This is a genomic window from Streptococcus sp. 20925_1_22 (assembly GCF_041431685.1).
Lineage (GTDB): Bacteria > Bacillota > Bacilli > Lactobacillales > Streptococcaceae > Streptococcus.
Genome location: NZ_JAPVYE010000002.1, coordinates 314779 through 337661, shown reverse-complemented (window position 1 = coordinate 337661; position 22883 = coordinate 314779). Strand labels below are relative to the sequence as shown.

General features: G+C 44.8%; 19 protein-coding genes. 2 read left to right on the top strand and 17 right to left on the bottom strand.

The window, feature by feature from the left end:
- Nucleotides 1-15: 15 nt before the first annotated feature.
- The 14 genes from dnaK to O3621_RS04105 form a co-directional block, all read right to left on the bottom strand.
- Nucleotides 16-1845 carry a molecular chaperone DnaK gene (gene dnaK, locus O3621_RS04170; protein ID WP_002905346.1) on the bottom strand — a complete coding sequence of 610 codons (1830 nt, stop codon included), beginning with the start codon at nt 1843-1845 and terminating at the stop codon, nt 16-18.
- 120 nt (nt 1846-1965) lie between these two features.
- Complete coding sequence (locus tag O3621_RS04165; protein ID WP_049553368.1) at nt 1966-2358, bottom strand: hypothetical protein; 393 nt, start codon at nt 2356-2358, stop codon at nt 1966-1968.
- A 15-nt stretch (nt 2359-2373) separates the two neighbouring features.
- Nucleotides 2374-2910 (bottom strand): nucleotide exchange factor GrpE, encoded by a 537-nt coding sequence (gene grpE / locus O3621_RS04160; RefSeq protein ID WP_314448542.1) that lies wholly within the window; start codon nt 2908-2910, stop codon nt 2374-2376.
- 35 nt (nt 2911-2945) lie between these two features.
- Complete coding sequence (gene hrcA / locus O3621_RS04155; protein ID WP_032912382.1) at nt 2946-3980, bottom strand: heat-inducible transcriptional repressor HrcA; 1035 nt, start codon at nt 3978-3980, stop codon at nt 2946-2948.
- Nucleotides 3981-4143: 163 nt separating this feature from the next.
- Nucleotides 4144-4872: an ABC transporter permease gene (locus O3621_RS04150; RefSeq protein ID WP_314448546.1), complete on the bottom strand. Its 729-nt coding sequence runs from the start codon at nt 4870-4872 to the stop codon at nt 4144-4146.
- A complete protein-coding gene (locus O3621_RS04145) occupies nt 4865-5704 on the bottom strand; it encodes an ABC transporter ATP-binding protein (protein ID WP_314448548.1) in 840 nt (279 codons plus the stop codon). Before O3621_RS04145 ends, O3621_RS04150 begins: the two co-directional genes overlap by 8 nt.
- A 41-nt stretch (nt 5705-5745) precedes the next feature.
- Nucleotides 5746-6318, bottom strand: coding sequence for a DUF2812 domain-containing protein (locus O3621_RS04140; protein ID WP_314448550.1), 573 nt, complete (start codon nt 6316-6318; stop codon nt 5746-5748).
- Nucleotides 6318-6641 carry a PadR family transcriptional regulator gene (locus O3621_RS04135; RefSeq protein WP_125409124.1) on the bottom strand — a complete coding sequence of 108 codons (324 nt, stop codon included), beginning with the start codon at nt 6639-6641 and terminating at the stop codon, nt 6318-6320. Before O3621_RS04135 ends, O3621_RS04140 begins: the two co-directional genes overlap by 1 nt.
- Nucleotides 6642-6861: 220 nt before the next feature.
- Complete coding sequence (locus O3621_RS04130; protein ID WP_049553371.1) at nt 6862-7650, bottom strand: D-alanyl-D-alanine carboxypeptidase family protein; 789 nt, start codon at nt 7648-7650, stop codon at nt 6862-6864.
- Nucleotides 7637-8335, bottom strand: coding sequence for a histidine phosphatase family protein (locus O3621_RS04125; protein ID WP_004185414.1), 699 nt, complete (start codon nt 8333-8335; stop codon nt 7637-7639). Before O3621_RS04125 ends, O3621_RS04130 begins: the two co-directional genes overlap by 14 nt.
- 99 nt (nt 8336-8434) lie before the next feature.
- Entirely contained in the window at nt 8435-9136 is a 702-nt protein-coding gene (locus tag O3621_RS04120) for a histidine phosphatase family protein (RefSeq protein WP_004185413.1), read from the bottom strand.
- A gap of 130 nt (nt 9137-9266) precedes the next feature.
- Nucleotides 9267-10163, bottom strand: a complete 897-nt coding sequence (locus O3621_RS04115) for a hypothetical protein (RefSeq protein ID WP_371513744.1) — start codon at nt 10161-10163, stop codon at nt 9267-9269.
- A gap of 132 nt (nt 10164-10295) precedes the next feature.
- The gene (locus O3621_RS04110) at nt 10296-11633 is read right to left on the bottom strand and encodes a PFL family protein (RefSeq protein ID WP_371513742.1); all 1338 of its coding nucleotides are present in this window, start codon (nt 11631-11633) and stop codon (nt 10296-10298) included.
- A gap of 10 nt (nt 11634-11643) precedes the next feature.
- Nucleotides 11644-11910 (bottom strand): ACT domain-containing protein, encoded by a 267-nt coding sequence (locus O3621_RS04105; RefSeq protein WP_002911697.1) that lies wholly within the window; start codon nt 11908-11910, stop codon nt 11644-11646.
- Nucleotides 11911-12164: 254 nt separating this feature from the next.
- On the opposite strand from O3621_RS04105, the gene O3621_RS04100 reads away from it, so the two are divergent.
- A complete protein-coding gene (locus O3621_RS04100) occupies nt 12165-15263 on the top strand; it encodes an LPXTG-anchored zinc carboxypeptidase (protein WP_314448557.1) in 3099 nt (1032 codons plus the stop codon).
- Between the two features lie 58 nt (nt 15264-15321).
- Here O3621_RS04100 and O3621_RS04095 read toward each other — a convergent pair whose 3' ends face one another.
- Nucleotides 15322-16356 (bottom strand): dihydrodipicolinate reductase, encoded by a 1035-nt coding sequence (locus O3621_RS04095; RefSeq protein WP_032911841.1) that lies wholly within the window; start codon nt 16354-16356, stop codon nt 15322-15324.
- An 86-nt stretch (nt 16357-16442) separates the two neighbouring features.
- On the opposite strand from O3621_RS04095, the gene O3621_RS04090 reads away from it, so the two are divergent.
- Complete coding sequence (locus O3621_RS04090; RefSeq protein ID WP_002916449.1) at nt 16443-17279, top strand: helix-turn-helix domain-containing protein; 837 nt, start codon at nt 16443-16445, stop codon at nt 17277-17279.
- A 148-nt stretch (nt 17280-17427) separates the two neighbouring features.
- Here O3621_RS04090 and O3621_RS04085 read toward each other — a convergent pair whose 3' ends face one another.
- Nucleotides 17428-21654, bottom strand: coding sequence for a GH32 C-terminal domain-containing protein (locus O3621_RS04085; RefSeq protein WP_004185402.1), 4227 nt, complete (start codon nt 21652-21654; stop codon nt 17428-17430).
- Between the two features lie 278 nt (nt 21655-21932).
- Nucleotides 21933-22871: a RimK family alpha-L-glutamate ligase gene (locus O3621_RS04080; protein WP_004185400.1), complete on the bottom strand. Its 939-nt coding sequence runs from the start codon at nt 22869-22871 to the stop codon at nt 21933-21935.
- Nucleotides 22872-22883 lie beyond the last annotated feature (12 nt).

The following is a 22883-nucleotide window of genomic DNA, read 5'->3' as shown; positions in this document are numbered from 1 at the left end:
GTTCTGTCTCACCGCCTATTTCTCAGTAAACTCTCCGTCTACAACATCGTCGTCTGCTTTAGTTGAGCCTGCGTTTTCAGCTCCTTCCGCTCCTGCTTGGGCTTGTTGAGCCGCAGCAGCTTGCTCGTAGAGTTTCACTGCCAGTGCTTGAGCTTTTTCGTTAAGAGCTTCCAATTTCGCTTTCATGTCGTCCAAGTTATTGTCTTCTTGCGCTTTCTTAAGTTCATCAAGAGCAGCTTGGGCAGCGTCACGTTCTGCGTCGAAGCCTTTGCCTTCAGTCTCCTTGATAGTCTTTTCAGTCGCAAAGATAGCTTGGTCAACTTCGTTACGAAGGTCAACTTCTTCCTTACGTTTCTTATCTGCTTCAGCATTCGCTTCTGCATCCTTCATCATGCGGTCGATTTCTTCGTCAGTCAAGCCGCTGTTAGATTGGATAACAATGTGTTGTTCTTTTTGAGTTCCAAGGTCTTTAGCTTTAACAGATACGATACCGTTCTTGTCGATATCAAAGGTTACTTCGATTTGAGGGATTCCACGAGGAGCAGCTGGGATATCTGTCAATTGGAAACGTCCCAGAGTCTTGTTATCTGCTGCCATTGGACGTTCACCTTGAAGAACGTGGATATCAACGGCCGGTTGGTTGTCCGCTGCTGTAGAGAAGACTTGTGATTTAGAAGTTGGAATTGTTGTGTTGCGGTCAATCAGCTTAGTGAAGACGCCACCCATTGTTTCGATACCAAGTGACAATGGTGTTACGTCAAGAAGGACAACGTCTTTGACATCACCAGTGATGACACCACCTTGGATAGCAGCACCCATAGCAACTACTTCATCAGGGTTCACTGATTTGTTTGGCTCTTTACCAGTTTCAGCCTTAACAGCTTCCACAACTGCAGGAATACGAGTTGAACCACCAACCAAGATTACTTCGTCGATTTCTGACAAGCTCAAACCTGCGTCAGAAAGAGCACGGCGAACTGGTTCTTTAGTGCGCTCTACCAAGTCACGAGTCAAATCATCGAATTTAGCACGAGTCAGAGTCATTTCCAAGTGTAGAGGTCCAGCGTCGCCAGCTGTGATAAACGGCAAGCTGATTTGAGTTGAAGTTACACCTGAAAGGTCTTTCTTAGCCTTTTCAGCTGCATCTTTCAAACGTTGAAGCGCCATCTTGTCATTTGACAAGTCAATGCCGTTCTCTTTCTTGAACTCAGCTACCATATGGTCGATAATCTTTTGGTCAAAGTCGTCACCACCGAGTTTGTTATCACCTGCAGTCGCCAATACATCAAAGACGCCATCACCCAACTCAAGGATTGAAACGTCAAAGGTACCACCACCCAAGTCAAAGACCAAAATCTTTTCTTCTTTATCTTGTTTGTCAAGACCGTAAGCAAGGGCTGCTGCAGTTGGTTCGTTAACGATACGTTCTACTTCAAGACCAGCGATTTTACCAGCATCTTTAGTCGCTTGACGTTGCGCATCGTTAAAGTAAGCCGGTACTGTGATAACCGCTTTGCTGACTTTTTCACCAAGGTATTCTTCTGCATACCCTTTCAAGTATTGCAGAATCATAGCTGAGATTTCTTGCGGAGTGTATTCTTTGCCATTGGCAGCTACTTTTTCAGATGTTCCCATTTTTGATTTGATGGAAATGATTGTATCTGGATTTGTCACTGCTTGACGTTTTGCCGCATCACCAACGATGATTTCACCATTTTTGAATGACACTACAGATGGTGTTGTGCGATTTCCTTCTGGGTTTGCAATGATTTTGCTTTCAGTTCCTTCAAGAACTGCAACTGCTGAGTTCGTTGTACCTAAGTCAATACCGATAATTTTAGACATATTTTTACCTCTTTTTACTTTAATTTTATTTTTATGCTCTTTGGTTCGCTTCGCTCATTAAAAACAAAGTTGAACGAATGTTTTCTTCTTTCATAGTTTATTGTCGTTTCGGACAAGTTCTTATTTTTTAGGGGTCAATGTAATAACAATCTCCACTTTATCCCACTCCAAAATTTTCTGTTTTAAAGTTCTATTTGGATAAGTTTTATGATTAATTTCATAAACACTGCCGCCATTTAGAATGATTTCATCCCATTGTTCAAGCCCTTCAAAATATTCCAGCCTTTTTTTCTCAGTTCGTTCAAACTTAAAAACTGTTTTCTGACTTTGATAATTCCAATTGTTTTTTGAAGCTCGTTTTCTAGTTGTAAAAAGATTTTTTAAGAAACCCCAAAAAAGTCGTAAAACTGGATAAACAATCACTAACCATAGTAACACTACTGCTACTAGCACTATTACTGTTACTAATCCATATTCCTTTACCAATTGGATTAATAAATTTATTTGTTCCATCTATCCTATCCCTCTCTAATTGTACACCACTACCATTGCTGGGCGCAGGATACGGTCATGAAGTTTGTAGCCTTTTTGGAAGACCTGCGCTATAGTGTCAGCTGGGTGCTCATCGTCAGCTGGAACGGTTTGAATGGCCATGTGATAGTTATGGTCAAAAGCTCCGTCAGCTGGGATTTCTTCGATACCCTCTTCTTTGAGAGCATGAATCAAGCTTTCCTGGACCATTTCCAGTCCTTTTTTGACATCATCTGTCAGACCTTCAACGGCAAGCGCGCGCTCCAGATTATCTATCGAAGGCAAGATAGCTTTTGCCAGATCCTGGCTGCGGTATCTTTGCAGCTGCTGGCGTTCTTCATTTGCTCGGCGCTGGATGTTCTGCATTTCTGCATGAGCACGGAGATATTTGTTTTCAAAATCTTCTGCTCGCTCATTAGCTAATTCTAACTCTGATTTTTCAGGGCTTGCTGATTCAGCCTGTTCAGCTGTTTCCACAGGTTCCTCTTTTACTTCCACATCTTCTGGATGTTCTTCTTGTTTATACTTTGCCACAAGGCACCTCCTTTTTAGGAATATTTATACTATATTTAATGGACTTCGTAGTGATTGCTGCTCAGATAGCGATAGAAGTCGGTCAGCTTCATGGTCAGCACGCGATTGACAACATTCATCTGACTGACGAGCCGTTGGTAGTCAAGATTAACCGGACCGACAACTGCCAACACTCCAAATCCTCGATAAGGAATCAGGAATTTGCTGGAAATTAGTGTCAAATCAGCCAAACAGCTTTCTCTACTGTCTGCCACGCGCACGCTTTGCATCTGATCTTCGGCCAAACTGTCGCGAATTTCAAAGGCTACTTTCTGTGGGTCATCAAAAAACTGATAGGCCGTCAGGTCTGAGAATTCCAAGAGCTGAACCTTGCCAGACAGAATCACATTTTCCTTGAAAATATCACCAAAGATATGCTCAAAGAGCTGGATGACATTGTCCGTCGTAGTGAAATAGCGTTGGATAATCTGCGGAATTTCCGTCCGAATCTTGTAATGGATGTCCAGCACTGTCTGACCCAAGAACCGCTCCCTTACCAGGCCTTTAAGCCTATCCAGGTCTTCTTTTAGGAAGTTGCGCGGAATCATAAACTGACTGGTGATAGTATTGGACTCATCCAGGGTGAAGACTGCCAGAGCCGTATGCTGACTGAGCACAACGATATCAAAAGCTGTCAAGCGCTGCCGACTGGGTTCTACATCCAGTGCAACAACCGTGAATCCACTGAGCTTGGTCAAAAGATCCGCTGCCTGTTGAAGAATGTCCTCCAAGTTGAAAAACTCATGGTCAAAGGCTTTGATAACCTCATAGAGTTCATTCTCAGCGAGACGATCAAAGGACAGAGAATGCTTGACAAAGTATTGAAAACCAGCCACACTAGGCTTACGGCCGCTAGACGTATGCGCCTTTTCCAGAAGCCCCTGCTTTTCCAAAGCCGCCATATCATTTCGGATAGTGGCACTGCTGGAATTGATGGAATCCTGCAGGGCTTTGGAGCCGACTGGCTCGTGAGTCTTGGTAAAGATATCAATAATCAAATTCAAAATCTCATTTTGACGCTCCGTGACCACGGCATCACCTCCAATCAAGATTCTGCTGTCGATTAGCACTCAACAACCTCGAGTGCTAACTCATGATTCTATTATACACTCTTCCACACCAAAGTCAAGACAAAAACTCAAAAAATTAGCACTCTTTTTACAAGAGTGCTAAAAATCAGTCTGGCGACCTAGATTAATCCTCCAGGATTTGCAAATGGCGCATCAAATAGAAAGAAATTCCTGCAAAAAGAAGCAACCAAACTAGCAGAGCCAAAAATTCTCCGCTCCATAAATGGAAATGAGACCAATCTTTCATATAACTACTAAAAAGGCCCATAAAGCTGTAACGCAGCACTTTAAATAACTCCTCGCTCATATTTGAAAACATAGGAATAAATGCCGCCAAGAGCATGGCTGGAACACTAAGAGATTGTGCCATGACCTGATTTTTACAAAACAGACCAACCATTAAAAAGAAAAAAATTAAGACCAGCATGGTCAACAAGAGAACCAAACTATAGCTGAACAGATGATTAGAAAGCTTAGCTCCCACCAAAAGTGGGGTAATGACGATATAAAAAATTCCAATAATCGCTGGCCAGATTAAAGCGGAGAGAATATATTGACCAGCTGTCACACCAGCCAAACGCAAACTTTGCAAATTATGTTTTTCTCTTTCCTCAGCTAGGATGATGATGATGGGGGTTCCAACTGACATGGCTAGAGAGAAAGGCAAAGAGATATTCAGTAATAAAGTAGCTAGTTTATCAGCTCCAATTTCCTGCTCCGCTCCATTCAGAGAAAAAATAAATTTATAGAGAAAAATGAGGAAAATCGGCATGAAAACCTGCAATAGAATACTTTTATTAGCCAGGGTAACTTGACCTCTCAGCCAAATCATACCTTTTAATTTATTAGACATTTAAGGTACCTCCTGTCAAAGTGATAAAAACATCTTCCAAAGTTGGTTCACAGGAATGAATACTGATAACATCGGACAAATCTAAGCCTCCTTGCAGTTCCTCAAAGGCCACCGTCTTCGTCGTCAAATCTTCATATTCTAAACGAACCTTCTTATCTGTATTATACTTTTGGATTATCTCATGTGGACTGCCTACTTCAACTAATTTTCCTTTACTTAGCAAGGCCAAGCGATCACACAAAAGAGTAGCTTCCTGCATATCATGAGTTGTCAGAAAAATAGTCGTCCCCTGCGCTTTTAGTTCCAGCAGTAGTTCATGAATGGTGCGAGAGGTTGACGGGTCCAAACCACTGGTTGGCTCATCCAAAAAGAGCAGTTTAGGTCGATTAATCAAGGCACGAACCAGTAACATACGCTGCTTCATACCGGTAGATAGTTTTTCCGCTACCTTGTTGCGGCTATCATAAAGCCCCACTTTTCGGAGAAGTTCATCGACTTCTGTCATATTAACACCAAAGAGCATAGCATAAGCCTTGAGATTTTTATAAAGTGACATCTTTTCATAAAAACCGCTGCCATCGCTGACAATCCCAATCTGCTCCAGCACTTCTGCCTTCAAATCCTCAACCGGTGCAGACAGCACATGAGCTGTCCCAGCATCTGCAGACAACTGTCCAGTCAAGATATTGATGGTCGTGGTTTTACCAGATCCAGAAGGCCCTAGAAAGCCAAAAATCTCTCCCTCTCGGATGGAAAAATTGATTCCTGCTAAGGCTTCTTGTTCCTTGAACTTCTTTTTCAAGCCTTGCACTTCAATAATGGTCTTTTTCATTGTTTTCCTCGCTTTCACAACAGTATTTAACAAAACTGCAATCAATCTTTCAGTTCCTGCCTCATTTTCCAAAAACGCAAGGCAATATGGACCAGTTGACAGAACAGAATGAGCAATATAACACAGTCTATTACTAAAATTGACTTGAATAATAGACTTGCTTTCAAACTTTTCTGGGAAATATCTAGGATGAGATAGGTAGTGACACACAAAACCATGATGGCTGGCAAAAAACGCCATATAAGCAAACGCTTGACCATTTCTAGCTTAGACCAAGCATCATTATAGATTTCAAGATCGCTCTCCGCATCAAGCTGAGAAACCGGCTTGCGGAAATAAGAGAACTGATTAAAGTTTGTAATATGCTCCCAGCCACAATCCTCAAACAGTTGATAATAGGATTCTTGCTCCGCCTTCTTCATGGGGCGAAAATCTAATTGATAGGCCACTTCCTGAGGCGGACAGGCTTCAAAAGTATAGCGAACCGCAACAAGAAAGGGAGAATAACTTACTTTTTTCAATTTCCAGCCTTGGCTATGCATTTTTTTAAAATAAGCTGCTTCTCTGTCATAGTCTGCAATGGTAAAGATTTTATAGACAATTTTCTTTTCCATCAAACTTCCTCCTTACTATTGCGGTAAAGGCGCTCAATCCGCTGGATTTCCAACTCTAAAATCTGCTTCCCAAGCTCCGTGATAGAATAGAGTTTTCTCTTTTCTTCCTCACGAACAAAGGCAATCAGACCATCTTTTTCCATCTTTGCCAAGGTCCCGTACATGGTTCCCGGGCTGATAGATAGCTGTCCTTCTGTCAATTGCTTGACTTTTTGAGTAATACTGTAGCCATGCCTTTCTTTCTGAAGACAGAAGAGGATATAAAAACCTGTCTCTGTCATTGGCACATAGACTCTCCTAAGCTTTTCTGTCAATCCACTCATCTTTTCATCCCCCTTTCACCTCGATATATCGAACCTTGATATACAAAAATTATATCGCAGTCCGATATAGTTGTCAAGGATTTATAAATATTTTTTACAGAAAGTGGTTCGTTTTTATCTTTCAATACTTGTAGTTGATTTAATCTGAAGCTAAAAGGATTAGAGAGCTGCATCATGATAAATCAGCATAAAAAAAGCCAGGAACACCTGACTTACTTGTTTATTTGCCCGCTTCCTTGAGTAGGGCGATATATTCTTCCAGAACCAGATTGTGCTTCTGCATATACTGGGCATTCTCCACACCGACATAGCGGTAATGCCAATTCTCAAAGTCAACTCCGGTAATATCACTCTTGCCATCCGGATAGCGAAGGACAAAACCATACTGGGGAGCTAGCTCCGCAATCTTAGCTGCCAATTCATCCTCCTGACCTTCTGGAGCGCTCATATCAATAGCCAAGCCCGTTTGATGCTCGCTGGCTCCTGGAAGCTGCACCTGCTTCAGAACGATGCTGACTGCTTCTTCATTTGACAAGCCTTTGGCGACTTCCCCAGCAACTTTTTCATTATAGAGTTCCTCCTGCTCAGCTCGGCTGCGATAGCCAGAGATTAGAGTTTCTTCAGGAGCTATCGCTTGGGCTGCTGCTAGGAATTGCCGAGTATTTTCAGCAATGCGGCTGTCCACCTGGACCTCTCCAATCTGAGTCAGATCAGGCGTCTTTTCTTCTTGCTGGTTGTCACGATTGACCAAAATCAAATTCCAGTCAGTAGAAGACACCTTGGGCAAATCAGACTGTGAACTCTCTGAGCTAGAAGAGCCCTTCGTAGCAGAACTACTAGACGAACCCGAAAACTGAATCTTTGCAAGCAGATCTTGTAACAAGGACGGACGGAAATAAATCGCCGTTCCTCCAGCTGCCAGACACAAGACGATTAACAACAAAAGTGTCAACCCAATCTTCTTAGACTTCGATTTTCTCTTTTCTTTGCGATGTTTAGCGCGCTTCAACTTCTTCCTCCATTACTTTGGCACCGGCCTCTCGATAAGACATGTCTCCGACGCAAGCTACTGTGAATTTACCGTCTTCATAGTCTACAACCGTCACACTACCATTGTCCAAACCATGAGGCCGAGTTCGATTGATTAGATAGACAAAGGTTCCGATGGTCATGCCGTGGCTGACGACCAGAGCATTGCCACCACCAGCAGCTTCCAGCTCCTCAGCTATGGCTGAAAAGCCTTCCCAGATTCGGCCGCTGAGCTTTTCCCAGTTTTCCGCCCAGCCAGCTGTATCGACTTCTACAAGACCTTCTGCCAACTCAGCATAGCTAAGCTGATGAACATGCTCAATATTGAAAACCCGGGGCATCACACCCATAAAGAGCTCTCCATCATAACCACCATCAAAACTGCCAAAGCACCATTCGCGAATCCGTTTGTCAAAGGTATAAGGAATCTGTCCTGTCAGGCCCAGTTCCTCTAGAATAATGCCCATGGTCTGAATAGTTCGGCCGCTGTCGCTGGAACGGGCCAATTTGAAATCAAGCCCAGCTTCTCTCAGGCCAATGCCCAACTCATGAATGCCACGTTCCCCAACTTCAGTCAATGGGGTATCAGACCAGCCTTGAGCCCGGCCGATAGTATTAAACATGGTTTTGCCATGACGAACCAAGTATAATCTTGTTTTTGCCATTTCATTTCCTCCGTTATTCTTTTCATATTATACCATTTTATGAAGAAATTGGCGCCATCTGGCTTTCAAAGCAAAAAGCAGGAGTCTCAAAACTCCCGCTCATTCTTGATTTTCTCGGTCCAATATGGCTGCGCCAACCTGACGGTAAGACACATCACCCAAGGTTTGGATAGTAAAGTGACCATCTTCATATTCCAGCACTGTGACACTGCCATTATCAACATTAGGATTTTTCGTGATATTCTCATCAACCAGATAAGCCAAGGTACCAATGGTCATGCTGTGGCTGACGACCAGAGCATTGCCGCCGCCAGAGGACTCCACCTCTCTAGCAATGGCTTCAAAGCCTTCTAAAATCCGACCGCTAAGCTTGTCCCAAGGTTCAGCCCAGCCAGCTGAATCCACTTCTACCAGGCCATTCGCCAAATCCGGCCAACTGAGTTCCTTGTAATTATCCGTCTTAAGAACTCGTGGGATAACGCCATGAAAGAGCTCACCCCCATAGGCACCATCAAAACTTCCGAAACACCACTCCCGGATACGCTTGTCATAGCGATAGGGAATCTGGCCAGTCAGACCCAGCTCCTCTAGGATAATCCCCATGGTCTGAATGGTCCTGCCGCTATCACTGGAAAAAGCCTTGATAAAAGGCAAGCCAGACTCTCGCAATCCGATACCCAGCTCACGAATACCGCGCTCGCCTTCGGCAGTCAGCGGCGTATCAGACCAGCCCTGTGCCCGGCCGATAGTATTGAACATGGTCTTGCCATGACGGATAACATAGAGTCTTGTTTTTGACATAGTTTACCTCTTTTATTTTTCCTTTGTTTATTATAGTATAGGCCTTCGTATTCTTTAGATAAAGAAGAGGGAGAACTCGGTTTCCCACTATGATAGACAGCTACTCACTGTGAAGTCAGCATCTAATCAACTATAGAGACTTAACATGAACTTTTACAGAACTGACACATCCAAGAACAATGAACGGATAATGGAGCCAATAATTAAGACCAAACTGACCGGATAAAGCGGCTTTATTAATAGCGATAACGGCTTGCAAAATATTGCCTTCCCCTTGGTAAAAAGAATTGGCATAACCGATTTGAACAGCTAAAAAGCTCATCGTTAAAGTAAAAAAGAAACTTACCACAATTCCTAAAACAGAAATTCCTTTGACAAACTTTTCATAGCAAGCAATGCTAAATAGCAGTGTAAAACCTGATATGAAGCCCATAGCCAAGGAGGCACCTGTCAGGAAGAAGACGAGGCATGCACCAACCAAGCTAGTCAAAAATGCTCCGAAAATCCCCAGAAAATAATGTATTTTCTGCGGACTTTGATGAGGAAGGGAGCGCTTTGTCACCTTATCCTGTGAGATGGAAATCATTCGCTCATAGCTAGATGGCGTGAGAAAGAGCCAGTCTCCTTTGAACTGATACAAGTCTACATCTCCGGTTTCACCGGTTTTCTCACAGGCGCTAACCAGCCCTTGCTCCTCAAAGTAGCGGGTGCAGTCTTCAATAGCCTCCTCCAAAATGTCCGGCAGCAAATCTCGGTCTTGATTAGCCAAAATCTGACAGGCCAGACAGTAGCCAGCTCTCTCAAAATCAATCAAGACCTCGGAATCGTTGATCAGAGCTTCCAAGGCATCTCGACCGATATAGCCCTGCTCACATCTGACCGAGAAAAAAATCGCAAATTCGTCGCCATCTGTTATGGTCTCTAGATAAAAAGCATAATCCCTTCTACGGCCATATATAATGCCGCTCTCCTTATCAAAATCCAAACCTAAATCAAGGGCCAGCTCAGCTAGCTCTCTTTTATTCATAACCTAAACAATCTCCTTATAATCCCCTACATCTCAAGCATCCAGCTAGATTCAATCCCGCAAACTCCTACTCGGAAACTGAATAGCTGTCCTTTATGATGCTTTCTTAAAAGCTGTTTCAAATCTAGCTTTTTAATTTTTAAAGCTGTGAATAGGCGCTGGAATTTGACCGCCCCGGGCGATAAAGGCAGCTGACGAAGCCTGATTGACCTTCATGACCGGAGCTGTTCCCAAGAGCCCACCAAATTCAATCATATCGCCTTCCTTGCCCTTTGGAATAATCCGCACAGCTGTCGTCTTCTGATTGATAACGCCAATCGCTGCCTCATCCGCAATCATGGCCGCGATGGTTTCAGCCGGTGTCACCTCTGGAATGGCAATCATATCCAAACCTACCGAGCAGATAGCTGTCATAGCTTCTAGCTTTTCTAGATTGAGCGAGCCATTCTGCACAGCTGCAATCATGCCCTCATCTTCTGACACAGGAATGAAAGCACCAGACAGACCACCAACCTGATTGCAGGCCATGACACCGCCTTTTTTGACTTGGTCATTTAGCAGGGCAAGCGCCGCTGTCGTGCCATGAGTGCCAACTGTTTCCAAGCCCATTTCTTCCAAGACACGGGCCACTGAGTCTCCGACTGCCGGTGTTGGAGCAAGACTCAAGTCAACAATCCCGAACTTGACGCCCAGACGCTCACTGGCCATCTGACCGACCAACTGACCGATACGGGTGATTTTGAAGGCTGTTTTCTTGACCGTTTCAGCCACCACGTCAAAGCTCTCACCGCGGACCTTTTCCAGGGCTCGCTTGACAACACCTGGCCCAGAAACACCGACATTGATGACCACATCTGCTTCACCGACACCATGGAAGGCGCCTGCCATAAAAGGATTGTCCTCTACTGCATTAGCAAAGACGACCAGCTTGGCCGCCCCCATGTCAGAAAGCTGGGCCGTTTCCTTAATAATCCGCCCCATATCCGCAACTGCCGTCATATTGATGCCGGTCTTGGTTGAGCCGATATTGACAGAGGAGCAGACCTTGTCCGTCTCAGCCAAAGCGCGCGGAATGGAATTAATGAGGATTTCATCGCCTTTTTGATAGCCCTTTTGAACCAAGGCCGAGAAACCACCGATAAAGTCAACACCGATTTCCTTGGCTGCCTTGTCTAAAGCCTTGGCCAACGGCACATAGTCACTACTGTCTGTCGCTGCCCCAATCAGAGAAATCGGAGTCACGGAGACCCGCTTGTTGACGATAGGAATCCCAAGCTCTGCAGCAATTTCATCCCCAACTGCCACCAGGTCTTTCGCTTTGGTCGTGATTTTTTGGTAAATCTTCTCCGCCGCCCGATTAATATCTGTGTCGATGCAGTCCAAGAGTGAAATGCCCATGGTGATGGTCCGAATATCAAAATTCTGCTCCTCAATCATGGCAATGGTTTCTGTTACTTGTCTAATATCCATCCTTCACTCCTTAGATAGTGTACATGGCATCAAAAATGGCTGCACTTTGAATGTTGATTTTGACGTTGAGCTCTTGGCCAAAAGCTTCAAACTCATTGCGAAGTACCGTAAAATCTTGCTTTTCATCGCTGGACACCAAGGCCATCATGGTAAAATATTCCTCCAAAACGGTTTGGGAAATATCGTCAATATTCAGCCCCAGCTCCGCAATCTTAGTAGAAACTCCGGCTACAATCCCTGTTTTATCTTTTCCGACAACGGTAATAATTGCTTTCATGCTTGGCTCCAATCATTTTTAGTTTGTCTCATTGTAGCATAAATTCGAGGATTTTGTATACTATTTCAGAAAATAAAGGCAGAAGGTTCGGATATTGCAAATAGCACTTGAAACAAGGAAAATTCTCCTACGCTCAGCAATTCATCTGAGAAACTATTTTGAACATCTTTGTATGTTTTTCTATTTTTGTTTGAAAGCGCTTTCGATATTTGTTATACTAAATATAGAATATTTTACACAAAGGAGATTTCCTAATGAACGATTCATACAAGAAGCGTCTCTATACTCAGGTCTTGAGTTTATCAGCCGCTGTATTGATGGCTGTCTTAGCTCAGGGCAAGGCCGCGGCTGACCAGCAGAACAGTACTGAGTCACAGCCAACCGCCAATCAGGTAGAGGCTGTAACTCCAGCGACAGAAGCTGCTCCAAATCAGACAGGAGAAAAAGAACAGACTCCTGCTCCTGCAGCGGACAATCCAGCTGTCTCTGCAGCAGCTCAAACAAGAACAGCTGCTTCTGAAGAAGCCAAGACCCAGCTGGCCGACAGCACTGTCTATATGTCCGAGCCTGCAGAGGTCAAGGAAACCGTCCAAGGACAGGCTTCTCAGGCGGGCAAGCTGACCTGGACTCTGGACAATAAACCGATTGCCGACTGGAAAACCTGGAACATGGACAGCGGCACCTTTACCGGCCAACCCTTTGTCACAATTGAGGAAAAGGCCGACGGGAACGATCTTCATCTGAATCTGCAGTTTCAAAAGCTTTTCGGAGACGATCTCAGCCTGCGCTCTCCCCATAATATTCGCCGGACCTATCGAAAATTCATTGGCAAGCATGAACTGGTTGGTACGAGCCAGGACTTGAGCTTGACCATTCGCAAAAATATCGTCTTGCGCCCTTATGAAGACTTCCACAGCCATGAGGAGATGCTGGCATCCATCGAAAAGAGCAGACAGGATGCCAAGACTGATCGCTTGGTACAGATTGAGAATATCGGAAAGAGTGCTCAGGGTCGTGATATCAAGCTGGGTATTATCAGTTCTGACCAAAAGAGCATTGACGACTACCTCAGCACAACTAATCCACAGGCCTTGACCAAACCAGCAGAAATGCTGGCAGCTCTCAAAAATGGCAACCTAGACTATAAACTGCCTGTGCTCATTAACAACACTCACGCTGATGAACAGCCTGCTATTGATATTATCACAGGTCTCTTTAAGACCTTTGCCACCAAAGACCAAGTCAGCTTCAAAACAACCGCTGCCGATGGTTCTGAAAAACTTGTCACTCTCAAAATCCAAGATTTACTGAAGAAGTTTATCTTCCTCTTTGACTTTACGGAAAACCCTGACGGCGATGTCCTTAACACTCGGGCTCTGGCCAATGGCCTTGACCCTAACCGTGATACTGGCTACCAAGCCAATCCTGAAACCCGCACCGTTGCTGGATTGATCAACAAATGGAACCCGATTGCCCTCTATGATATCCACGGCTTTGTCAAGGAATTCCTGATTGAGCCGGCAACCCCGCCTCACGATCCTAACTTTGAATATGACCTTTTAGCTGACCTCATGCTGGACAACGCCCATCATATGGGACGGGCCGGCGTTGCCAACTCTGGCTACGACAAATACATCATTCCAAAACTGGACTGGGGAGACGGATGGGACGATTCCTTCTCCGGCTACACAGCGGTTTATTCTATGTACCATGGCATCCTGGGACATACCATCGAAATTCCCGAGGGTAATCAAGAGTCCTACAAGGCTGGATATTATGCAGTTCTAGGAGGCCTTGACTATCTAGCTCAGAACCCAGATAAACTCATGGAGATGCGTCTCAACTTCTACCTGCGCGGCATCAATAAAGTCGAAGATCCTAAGGCAGAAAGTGAACTCGTCGGACCTGATGGTCAGGTCGTAGGCCGGATTAAAAAAGGCCAGGAAAAATTCTTCCCAGACTACTATGTCATCCCGATGGGAGTGGACAAGGACAACGATACCCAAGAAGCCTTTAATACGATTGATTATTTCAAGCGCAACGGTGTCCTGGTCAAAGAACTCAAGGAAGACAGCGGCAACTATAAAAAAGGCGATTTGGTTGTCGATATGGCGCAGGCTAAGCGTGGCTATGCCAATCATGTCCTCTACAAAGGCTCAAATGAATCCAAGTGGGCAGCTATGTATGCGGAATTGGTCGTCAATTTTCCTGATATGAAAGGCTTCAAAGCCCAGCCAGTCTTTGGCGATAAGCTCTTTGAAGGCAAGCTAGGAGAGGTGACAGCCCTCCGTGCTGCACGTACCAATCAGGTTGACGAGAAAGCGCCTTATTACGTCATTGCCAATACGTCTGAAAGTGCCGTTAAGGCCGTCAATCAAGCTCTTGCAGAAGGCAAAAAGGTTTATCTGACAGACGACGGCTATATCGTTGATACGCCGACCTTTACCAGCCTCTTAGATCGTTATGCTATTTACGGCGACGCCCTTTATAAGATTCCACAGGGACCAACTCTGAAGCCTCTCAAGATCTACGCACCACCGCATCAATTTTCATGGGCAGGCGTGGACGCACCAGCTCATACTGCCTTAGCTCTGAAGAATATGGGCTTTGAAATCGTCGATCGTCCAGAAGATGCGGATGTCATCGTCCTTGAAAGCAACAACTATGACAAGTCTCTTGTCGGACTCAAGCCAACCATCGTCGTCGGAGGCTCTGCTATGCAGCGCTTGGAAAAATTAGGAATCCTAGACGGCTTCGACGCTGAACGCTTCAAGAACGGCAGTGACTATGAAGGACTGATGAAGGCTATTATCCAAGACCAAGACCCGCTGACCAGCGGCTACAAGAAGGATGGACTCTTTTACTCCAACTCTGGTAACTGGATTGCTAAGATTCCTGCCAACTTTAGAACTCTTGCCAGCATTGCCGGAAGTGACTTCTATATCGCTGGCTGGTGGCCTGGCAATGAGCAACTAGCCAACAAAGTCGTAGCCATTGCTGGTACCTATAACGAGAAGCCTCTCTTTGTCTACGCCGGCAATCCGACTAACCGCCTTCACCCTGTTCATTTCTACCGCTGGATTTCCAATGCTATCTTTGGCAGCCAGTTGGCCGAGCTGATAGACCTCCCAAGTCCTGCGACACCTGATCCAACCTACCAAGCTCCAAGTCAGACTGTCCTTGACTGGAAGCCTGCCACTGTCAATCCGCCGGCTCGGACAGTAGCCCTGACCTACAACAATCAGACTCTGCCAGAGACCGGAAGCCAAGAAACACGTGCTAGCTTCGTGCTAGCTGGACTTCTGGTTGCAGGAGCAGCTGGACTCTTCCTCTTAAAGAAAAAGGAAGACTAATACTTAAAAATACACCTCCCAATTGATGTGGGAGGTGTATTTTTAGTTATAAGCTCTGCTATTTTTCCACATAGGTATGAAGTGGATAGGTCGGATAGGCTAAGTCACGCGCCAACTCAGAGGTCACATAACCTGCCGGTGCGTCTAACACAGATGGGATACGATTGACGATAGTGGCACAGGTCAAGGCTACAGTATCAGGCTTGCTGACTGAGAAGACTAGATTTGGCTCGCCAGTAATTTCCCAATCACACATATCTCCGTCATTTTCACGATAGACCTTGCCAATACACTCTACTTCCAACTCAATTCCCTGATGGGTATGAATGGTCGTCACAGCTGACATACCCGTTACTTGCCCCGCCGGAACTATGCGACCCAGCGTTTCAGAATAAACATCTTCATCCAGAATATAAGGAACGTTCTTTTGTGAAATATCCTGAATGGTCCAGTTCATCTTAGAGCAAATAGCTTCAGCAGCATTCCACATATAGGACGGCAGACTCTCAGCACTGGCAATTTCCTTTTCAAATCGCTCTGAATCGTAACCAGCACCATGCGCTTCTGCCAAAGCCAGACCATAGTCTTCCACATTATAGCTGACAATCCCTTTCACCTTTTGAATACGATTAAGGCCAGACATAGCCAAGCAAGGCATATTAATCCAGTAAATATCCTGCATGCCTGAGCCCATTACAGTGACACCATATTCTTTAGCCAGCTTGTCCAAGCGGTTTGTTTCGGAAGGCGACGTCGTCCAAGGGTAGATAGCTTCCTCACAGGTCGTGATGATATTAACTCCATGCTTGATGGCTGTTTCAAAAAAATCATACATTTCCGGCATATAGGAAGCAATAGTGACGATGGCAATGTCAGCATCACACTCTCCAAAGACATGTTCGGCATTATCAGAAATCAGAACACCAGTCTTATAGCCTAGCTCTGCAAAATCGCCAACATCCTGTCCTACTACAGCAGGATTGTTATCAATAGCTCCGACAATTTCTACACCGTGATCCAGCAGATACTTGAAAATCACTTTAGACATCTTGCCGCAGCCATACTGAACAGCACGAATTTTTGTATTTCTCATGGCAAACCCTCCATTAATTGTTATTATTTTCACAATTATAGTATAATATCTCTAGTAACTAGAGAGTCAATAGAGGGTTTTAAAAAATGAAAAAAATTTTGCGTATCGGAGAATTTTCCCAAATAAATCAGATTTCCATCCAAACTCTACGATTCTATGACCAAATCGGTCTTTTAAAACCCTATAAAGTCGATCCAGAAACCAACTATCGCTACTATCACATCAATCAATCTTCTCTGGTTGACTCCATTCAGTACCTGCGTCAACTGAATTTTTCTCTAGAAGACATCAAAGAAATCCTATCTGATAAGGACCATTTTCAACTGCACCAGCTTATCGAGGAACGCTATCAGCGCCTTCTAGAGGAAAAAGAGGATTTAGAAAAACAAATCCAAGAAATCGAAATCTTTCGGTCTGGTGCCCGTATCTATGGCGAAAAGCAGAGCGAGCAAGAACTGGAAATCCTAACTTTTCCTGAGCGGCAGCTGCTTACTTTTGAAATTGATCAAAATATTTATCAAATGAAAAGTGAAGAATACGAACTTGCTCTCCGCTGCTTCAAGCAAGAAATTCTACTTTACAGTCCTTTTTTCACTCATTTCAGCCGCGTTGGCTCCATTATGAAACAAGAAGATTTCCAAAAAGAAAGATGTATTTCCAAGCAACTCTGTCTCTTCCATCATACTCCCAATGAACTTCCTCACTTAAATCGAATGTTGCTGCCGGCAGGAAATTATGCTGTTGCTTACTGCTCTTCCTTTGCAGATGAACTTAAAGCTCTGCCGCATTTTTACCAGGATCTGTCCCAAGCTGGATATACTCCTGTGGGTGATTATATCTGCGAGGTCATCCATGAACAGCCACAACTCCAGGAGCAGCACCGCGATATGTTCATCCGGATGCAAGTTCGGATAGAGGGATAAAAAGCAAGTAGATGGATGTAGCGGAATTTCTTGCCAGATACTAGAGCATGCCCAGCCAAAAACTAATCATTTCACAAGCCGTATCTATATCAAAAAAGGACGGGAAAACCCCATCCTTTTTATGTGCAACTAACCATTGCTTAGCACCTTAGTCTTCTTGTTTCTTCCTTCCAGCTAGAAGACCCATTCCCAGAAAAGCTAAACCAGCCAGAGGCAGAAAGTTATCTTCTTGAGTGGCAGTCTTAGGTAGAGCTGAGTCGGGAGCTGGCTGCAATCTTGGCGACGAAATAACTTTCCCTTCCTCACCTTGTTTCAGAGCTTGAGGCTGGGCTATTGTCAAAGGCTGTTTAGCACTTTCAGCCACCACCTTGCTGCCAACTTCTACTAGTTCGTCAACTGCTAGAGAAAGCACTTCCTGACCGAGGATGGTTGGCTGACCGTTCAAGACTTCTACAAAGACTCGCTTTTGTCCCTTTTGGCCAGTTACAAGTATCCGCCGCTGCCCTTGTTCCAGTTCTGGATTTTCCTGTTCTCGAGTCTGATATGCAATTTCTTCCATTACGATTTCTAAGAACGGCTTTTCTTCCACTAGTTCCTTTATCCCTTCTTCCGGAGTGACCTGATGACTTGGTTTCAGAGCCAGGGCAGCAAGAGCTGCCTTCAGATCTTGCTCTGCTTTATCTAAATCCGTCTGCTCCGCTTTTTCATCTGCCAAGAGAGACTGGGCTCGAGCCATGGCTGCTTGATAAGCCTGAACTGTCTCATCAGTGTAGAGGCTCGGATCTAGACTAGCCGTACTGTCTACCACTTTCTGCAGAGAAGCCTTATTAACTGCTGGCGCATGAAGATTGGTCACAAAGAAATTACGCGCTTCCAAGTCCCCATCCCAGAGTCCCAGACCGACGTAGGCATCATTATAATAAGGCTCAACCGTATCAAATTGGTGGTTCAGGTATTCTACACCGTCCACAGATACACTGACACCATTTTTAGTTTTCACTAGCTTAACATGGTGGAACTGCCCGTCATTAAGATGCTTGCCATTCATGCTACTTTCTGCAATCGTCTCTCCCATAAAGCGGTAGAGTCGAATCTTATCATTATCGCCAAATTGAATAGAATAAGCATTGCGAGGATCAACATTTTCAGACGCATAGAAAATATTAATCAAGCCTTTTTGATACTTGAGATCCACATCCAAGTTATACTCAGGGAAAGGAATCTTCTGACCTCCCATATAATAATCATTGGCGCTGGTATTCTGATTATAGAGACTTTCACCGTCGACATACCACTTACCGGAAATAGCTTTTAGATCTGGAACATTGGTCTTAAAGTCATTACGGCTGATATTGATGGTGAAGACCTTGGAAAGGCTTGGATTTGCCTTAGAGGTCGCCGTTACCTTGACCACGCCCCTTTGCAGAGCAGTCACTCGCAGCTTATTGCCATCTTCCGTGACAGAGACCAAGTCTGGCTGATCCACACTCCAGCTGACCGCTTGAGAGACACTTGCTGGCATGACGTATGCTTTCAAATCCAAACTATCACCGACATAAATATTATTTGTTACAGGAGAAGCCTGCACTAGTTCCAGTGGTTTGCTCACTGCCTGTTTGTCTTTCCAGATGCCCTTCAGCGGATAAAGAGCAATGTCAGCCTTAGCAGCCCCACCTTCTACAAACACACTAGCCGCAAGACTATTTGGCGCAGGGAAAATCTGATTGGCACCCGCCACAGTATATCCTTTGGCAAAGACTTCTAGGCTGGAACGATCTACGTAGAGATGCAGATCTATGCTGCCATCCGCATTGCGCTTGACGGACTGACTATCCACCTGAGCAAATTTATTACTGAGAAGAATACCAGACTGGCTACGGTCAATAGAGAGAGTTTCCTTTTCTAAACCATAGATAACTCTAGTCACTTCTCCATCTCCAACCCGCAGGTTAAAACCGACTTTCTTAGTCGTTTCACTCGGCCGGAAAGTAGAGACAATTTCATACTGATCACCGGAAAAATCTTTCAACAGCTCATTCTTCTCACTAACTTCCACGTCTTTATACAACACAGCCTTGTCTTCCTGACGTAGAGACTGATAAGCTGCAATCGGCGTCTGAGTCAGCCGATAGCTGCCGTCTTGCTTGATAAGGCCTAGTTTGAGGTTAAGATTGAAGGTGCCGTTGAACTTCTGACCGACGGTATCGGCTACCAGATTACAGTAGTCCTCCCAGGTATTCATCCAGTTAGACTCGATAATGTCGGGTAGGGTTGGATTAGCCTTGCTGCCAAAGTCCTGAACGTAGTAAGTCATGGCCGCATAAGAGTCTTTACCAAAGTTCATAACCTGATCAGCCTGAGCAAACTCAGCATCTGGGACGAAGGTCCACTTGCCCTCCACCTGTCTAAAATCACCGACCTTATAGGAGCGCCCGCCACGAGACAGGACCCACTTAAGGCTACCATCGTCTGCCAGTAGAGGATAGAGATCTGGACACTCCGTATGGAGATCCGCATAGGTTGACTCCACCTTCCAATTACGCAGATTATCAGACGAATAAATTCTCAGCGGTCCGCCTGCAACGACCATAAACCATTTACCCTCCCAACGGAAGACCTTGGGATCACGGAAATCCTGAGATTGCAGTGGATCGTCCGTCCAGTCAGCTGCAATTTGATCAAGCTTCGTCCAAGTCCGGCCCTCATCCTTACTGTAGGCTAACTTGATGCGCTGACCGTTTCCATCGGCAGTAATCAGTGCGACTAAACCGCCCTGGTCATTGTCAAACAAACCAGAGGAATTAGTGGTATCTGCTACGATAGAGCCTGAGAACATAGCCCCATTAGCATCCGGATAAAAGGCAATCGGCTGTTCTTCCCAATGAATCAAATCCTTGCTGGTCGCATGACCCCAGTGCATAGGCCCCCACTTGGTATCGTCGTAAAACTGATAGAAGAAATGATAGACTCCCTTGTAATAAACAAGCCCGTTGGGATCATTGGCCCATCCGTCCTTGACCGAATAATGATACTGACCGCGATAAAGCTCATTGTAGTATACCTCATCTGCCTGCCGACGATGGACATTGAGCCGGTAAGTCAGGCTGACCTCCTGCCCATCCGCATCGGTCACAGTGCTGGTTACAGTCAGATAGTTTGCCCCCACTGCCAGCGGAATATTCTTCAAATCACTATAAACCCTACCTGCAGCATCGGTCACGCTTACCTTGGCAGCGGGATTTTTTGCTACGACGGTCAAGTCTACAGTCTCAGCATCATGTTTGACATACTGGATGGTAATAGGAGCACTAAACTGACCTTTCTGCTCCACTTTCCCAACCGAAGAAGTCACCCTTATATCCTCCAACTCGGGATTAGACTGAGGAGTGATTTCTTTATAAAAGGTATTTTGAAAAAGCAGCTCGCTATTCCAGTTAAGTAAGCCAAAATAACCTTCTGACAGATAAGTATTCTGCCCCTTATCATCTCTCTGAAGCGTGTAATCTCCTGAGCTGGCCACTAGAATATCATTGACATAGTAGTATACCCAAGAGCCGATAGAAACGACCTTGAGCCGATATTTGTTATCCTCCGTAGGCTCGATATGCTTTTCATTGATAAACTGATAGTCACGTCCGCCTTGCCAACGCCAAAACTTCACATTGTTGCTGCCACCATCAATATTAACTGCATAGCTGCTCTTGTCATCCGGATTATTATTACTGCGGAAAATGAGGGCTGCTGCCCCTTCCTTACTGAGAAAAGTTACATCCGTCGAGTAAACAAAATCCTTGCCCTGACTTTGAGAGTAAAGGAAACTATCACCTTTGCCTCTGGCATCACTATAAAGACCTTGTTCCCGGACTTCCCAAACTCCATTTTTGTCTCCCTTGGCTTCTGCCAAATTAGTATTGAAGCCTGACTGCTTATCTACAGTCTCTACGGCAGGGAGTTTTTCCGAAGCAACTTCCTTCGCCGCTGGCTGTTCGTCTTCTTCCTGTTTGGTCTCTTTAGCATTTGCTGTGGCTTGATTTTCCTTATCAGCCTTTTGATTGGCTGACTCTACTGCTGCATCCTGATCATCTGCTTCCGTCGCTGCAGTTGCAGCAGTCTCCCCGGCTACAAGGTTCTCTGTCTTATCGGTATTCCTTGTAGGAGCAGCTGTTTGCCCACTCTCAGCCTCCAAGACAGCTGATGAATCAGCCTGCAAGACCTGAGTAGGAGCTGGATTAGCCTTACCCTCATCCGCATAAACCACACCGCCACCATCTAACAAGAAAGCTCCAAAAGCAAGCAAGGCGCACCCAAACACCCAACGCTTGCCGCTTTTTCTCATAAACCAATTTTTACACACTTTTTCCTGATGATTTTTCATGATGCACCTCAATATTCTAAAAATAAAATCAGACTCCTCACAACTAAATCACTGCTACATAACGCACTCCTTTCACCTTTTCTTGTTCAAAATGAACACCTTGTTTAGCACCTAACTCCTTTATAAAAAAGAAGCAATCTCAATAATCTAAATATAACAAATTTTTGTAAGCGCTTCACCTAACGTTTGTCACAAAAACAAAATGACAGATGTCATATTTTAAAAACGAAGAAAAAACAAAAAGCCTCCAAAACGGAAAGCTTTTGTTTGTTTTAAATTTATTCTGAATAGGATGCTGCCAGCTCGTTCTTTAGATATTCTGCCAAGCGCTGATGAGCAAAAATTCCTGCTTTTTCTTCCGCTGTCGGATTATAGTTGGTATTGGTGTTCACATCATAGACATAAATCTGACCTGCCTCCGACTCTACCCACTCAATAGCCGCCACATCAATACCAGCCTGAGCTAGAAATGTCTCGTAAGCCTGTCTTTGACTAGCAGGCAGCGGCTCCGTGATTTGAAACTTATCCGATGTTTCCAACTGAGCAGGCTTTTGCCCAATCTGACACCCATCTGCCGGACAAAGCTGAAAGCCATCTGATGAATCAATGGACACCGTATAAAGAAACTTCTGGTTAATAAACTCCGAACGGCGAATCCGACCATCCGCAGGCTTGATATAGGCCTGAAGCAGGGTAATCCCATCCACAGAAGGCTCAAAAGCAGGACTGTCTATATAGGCTTCCAACTCTTCCTCACTATTGAAGAGCTGCACACCCAAACCTTTCCCAGCCCGATTATGTTTGGTAATCAGGGGATAAATATCGAGTTTTCTAGCTGCTTCCAGAATATTCTCTTGTCCCAAAACGGCTACTGTCTCTGGATAAGCAATTCCAACCTCAGAAAGCTTCAAATATTGTTTAATCTTACTAATTTCTAGATTAATAGCCCCACTTCCGTTGATGACTTTACGACCGTGAGCTTCCAGCCAAGCTAGAACTTGTTCTGTAAATTCAGGTGCATAGCGGTGTCCACGCGTATGAGAAGAAGCTGACATCCGATTGTAGAAAATTCCTGTTGGGGGCGGACTCTGCAGATCTAGGATCCCACTTGACAAATCCCAAAGTTCATAGGGCACATCTTTTTTCTCTAGCCACTTGACCAAGTGCTGCGTCCACTCCAAATTTTCATGAATAACATAAACTTTTGCTTGACTCATAATTCTTCTCTC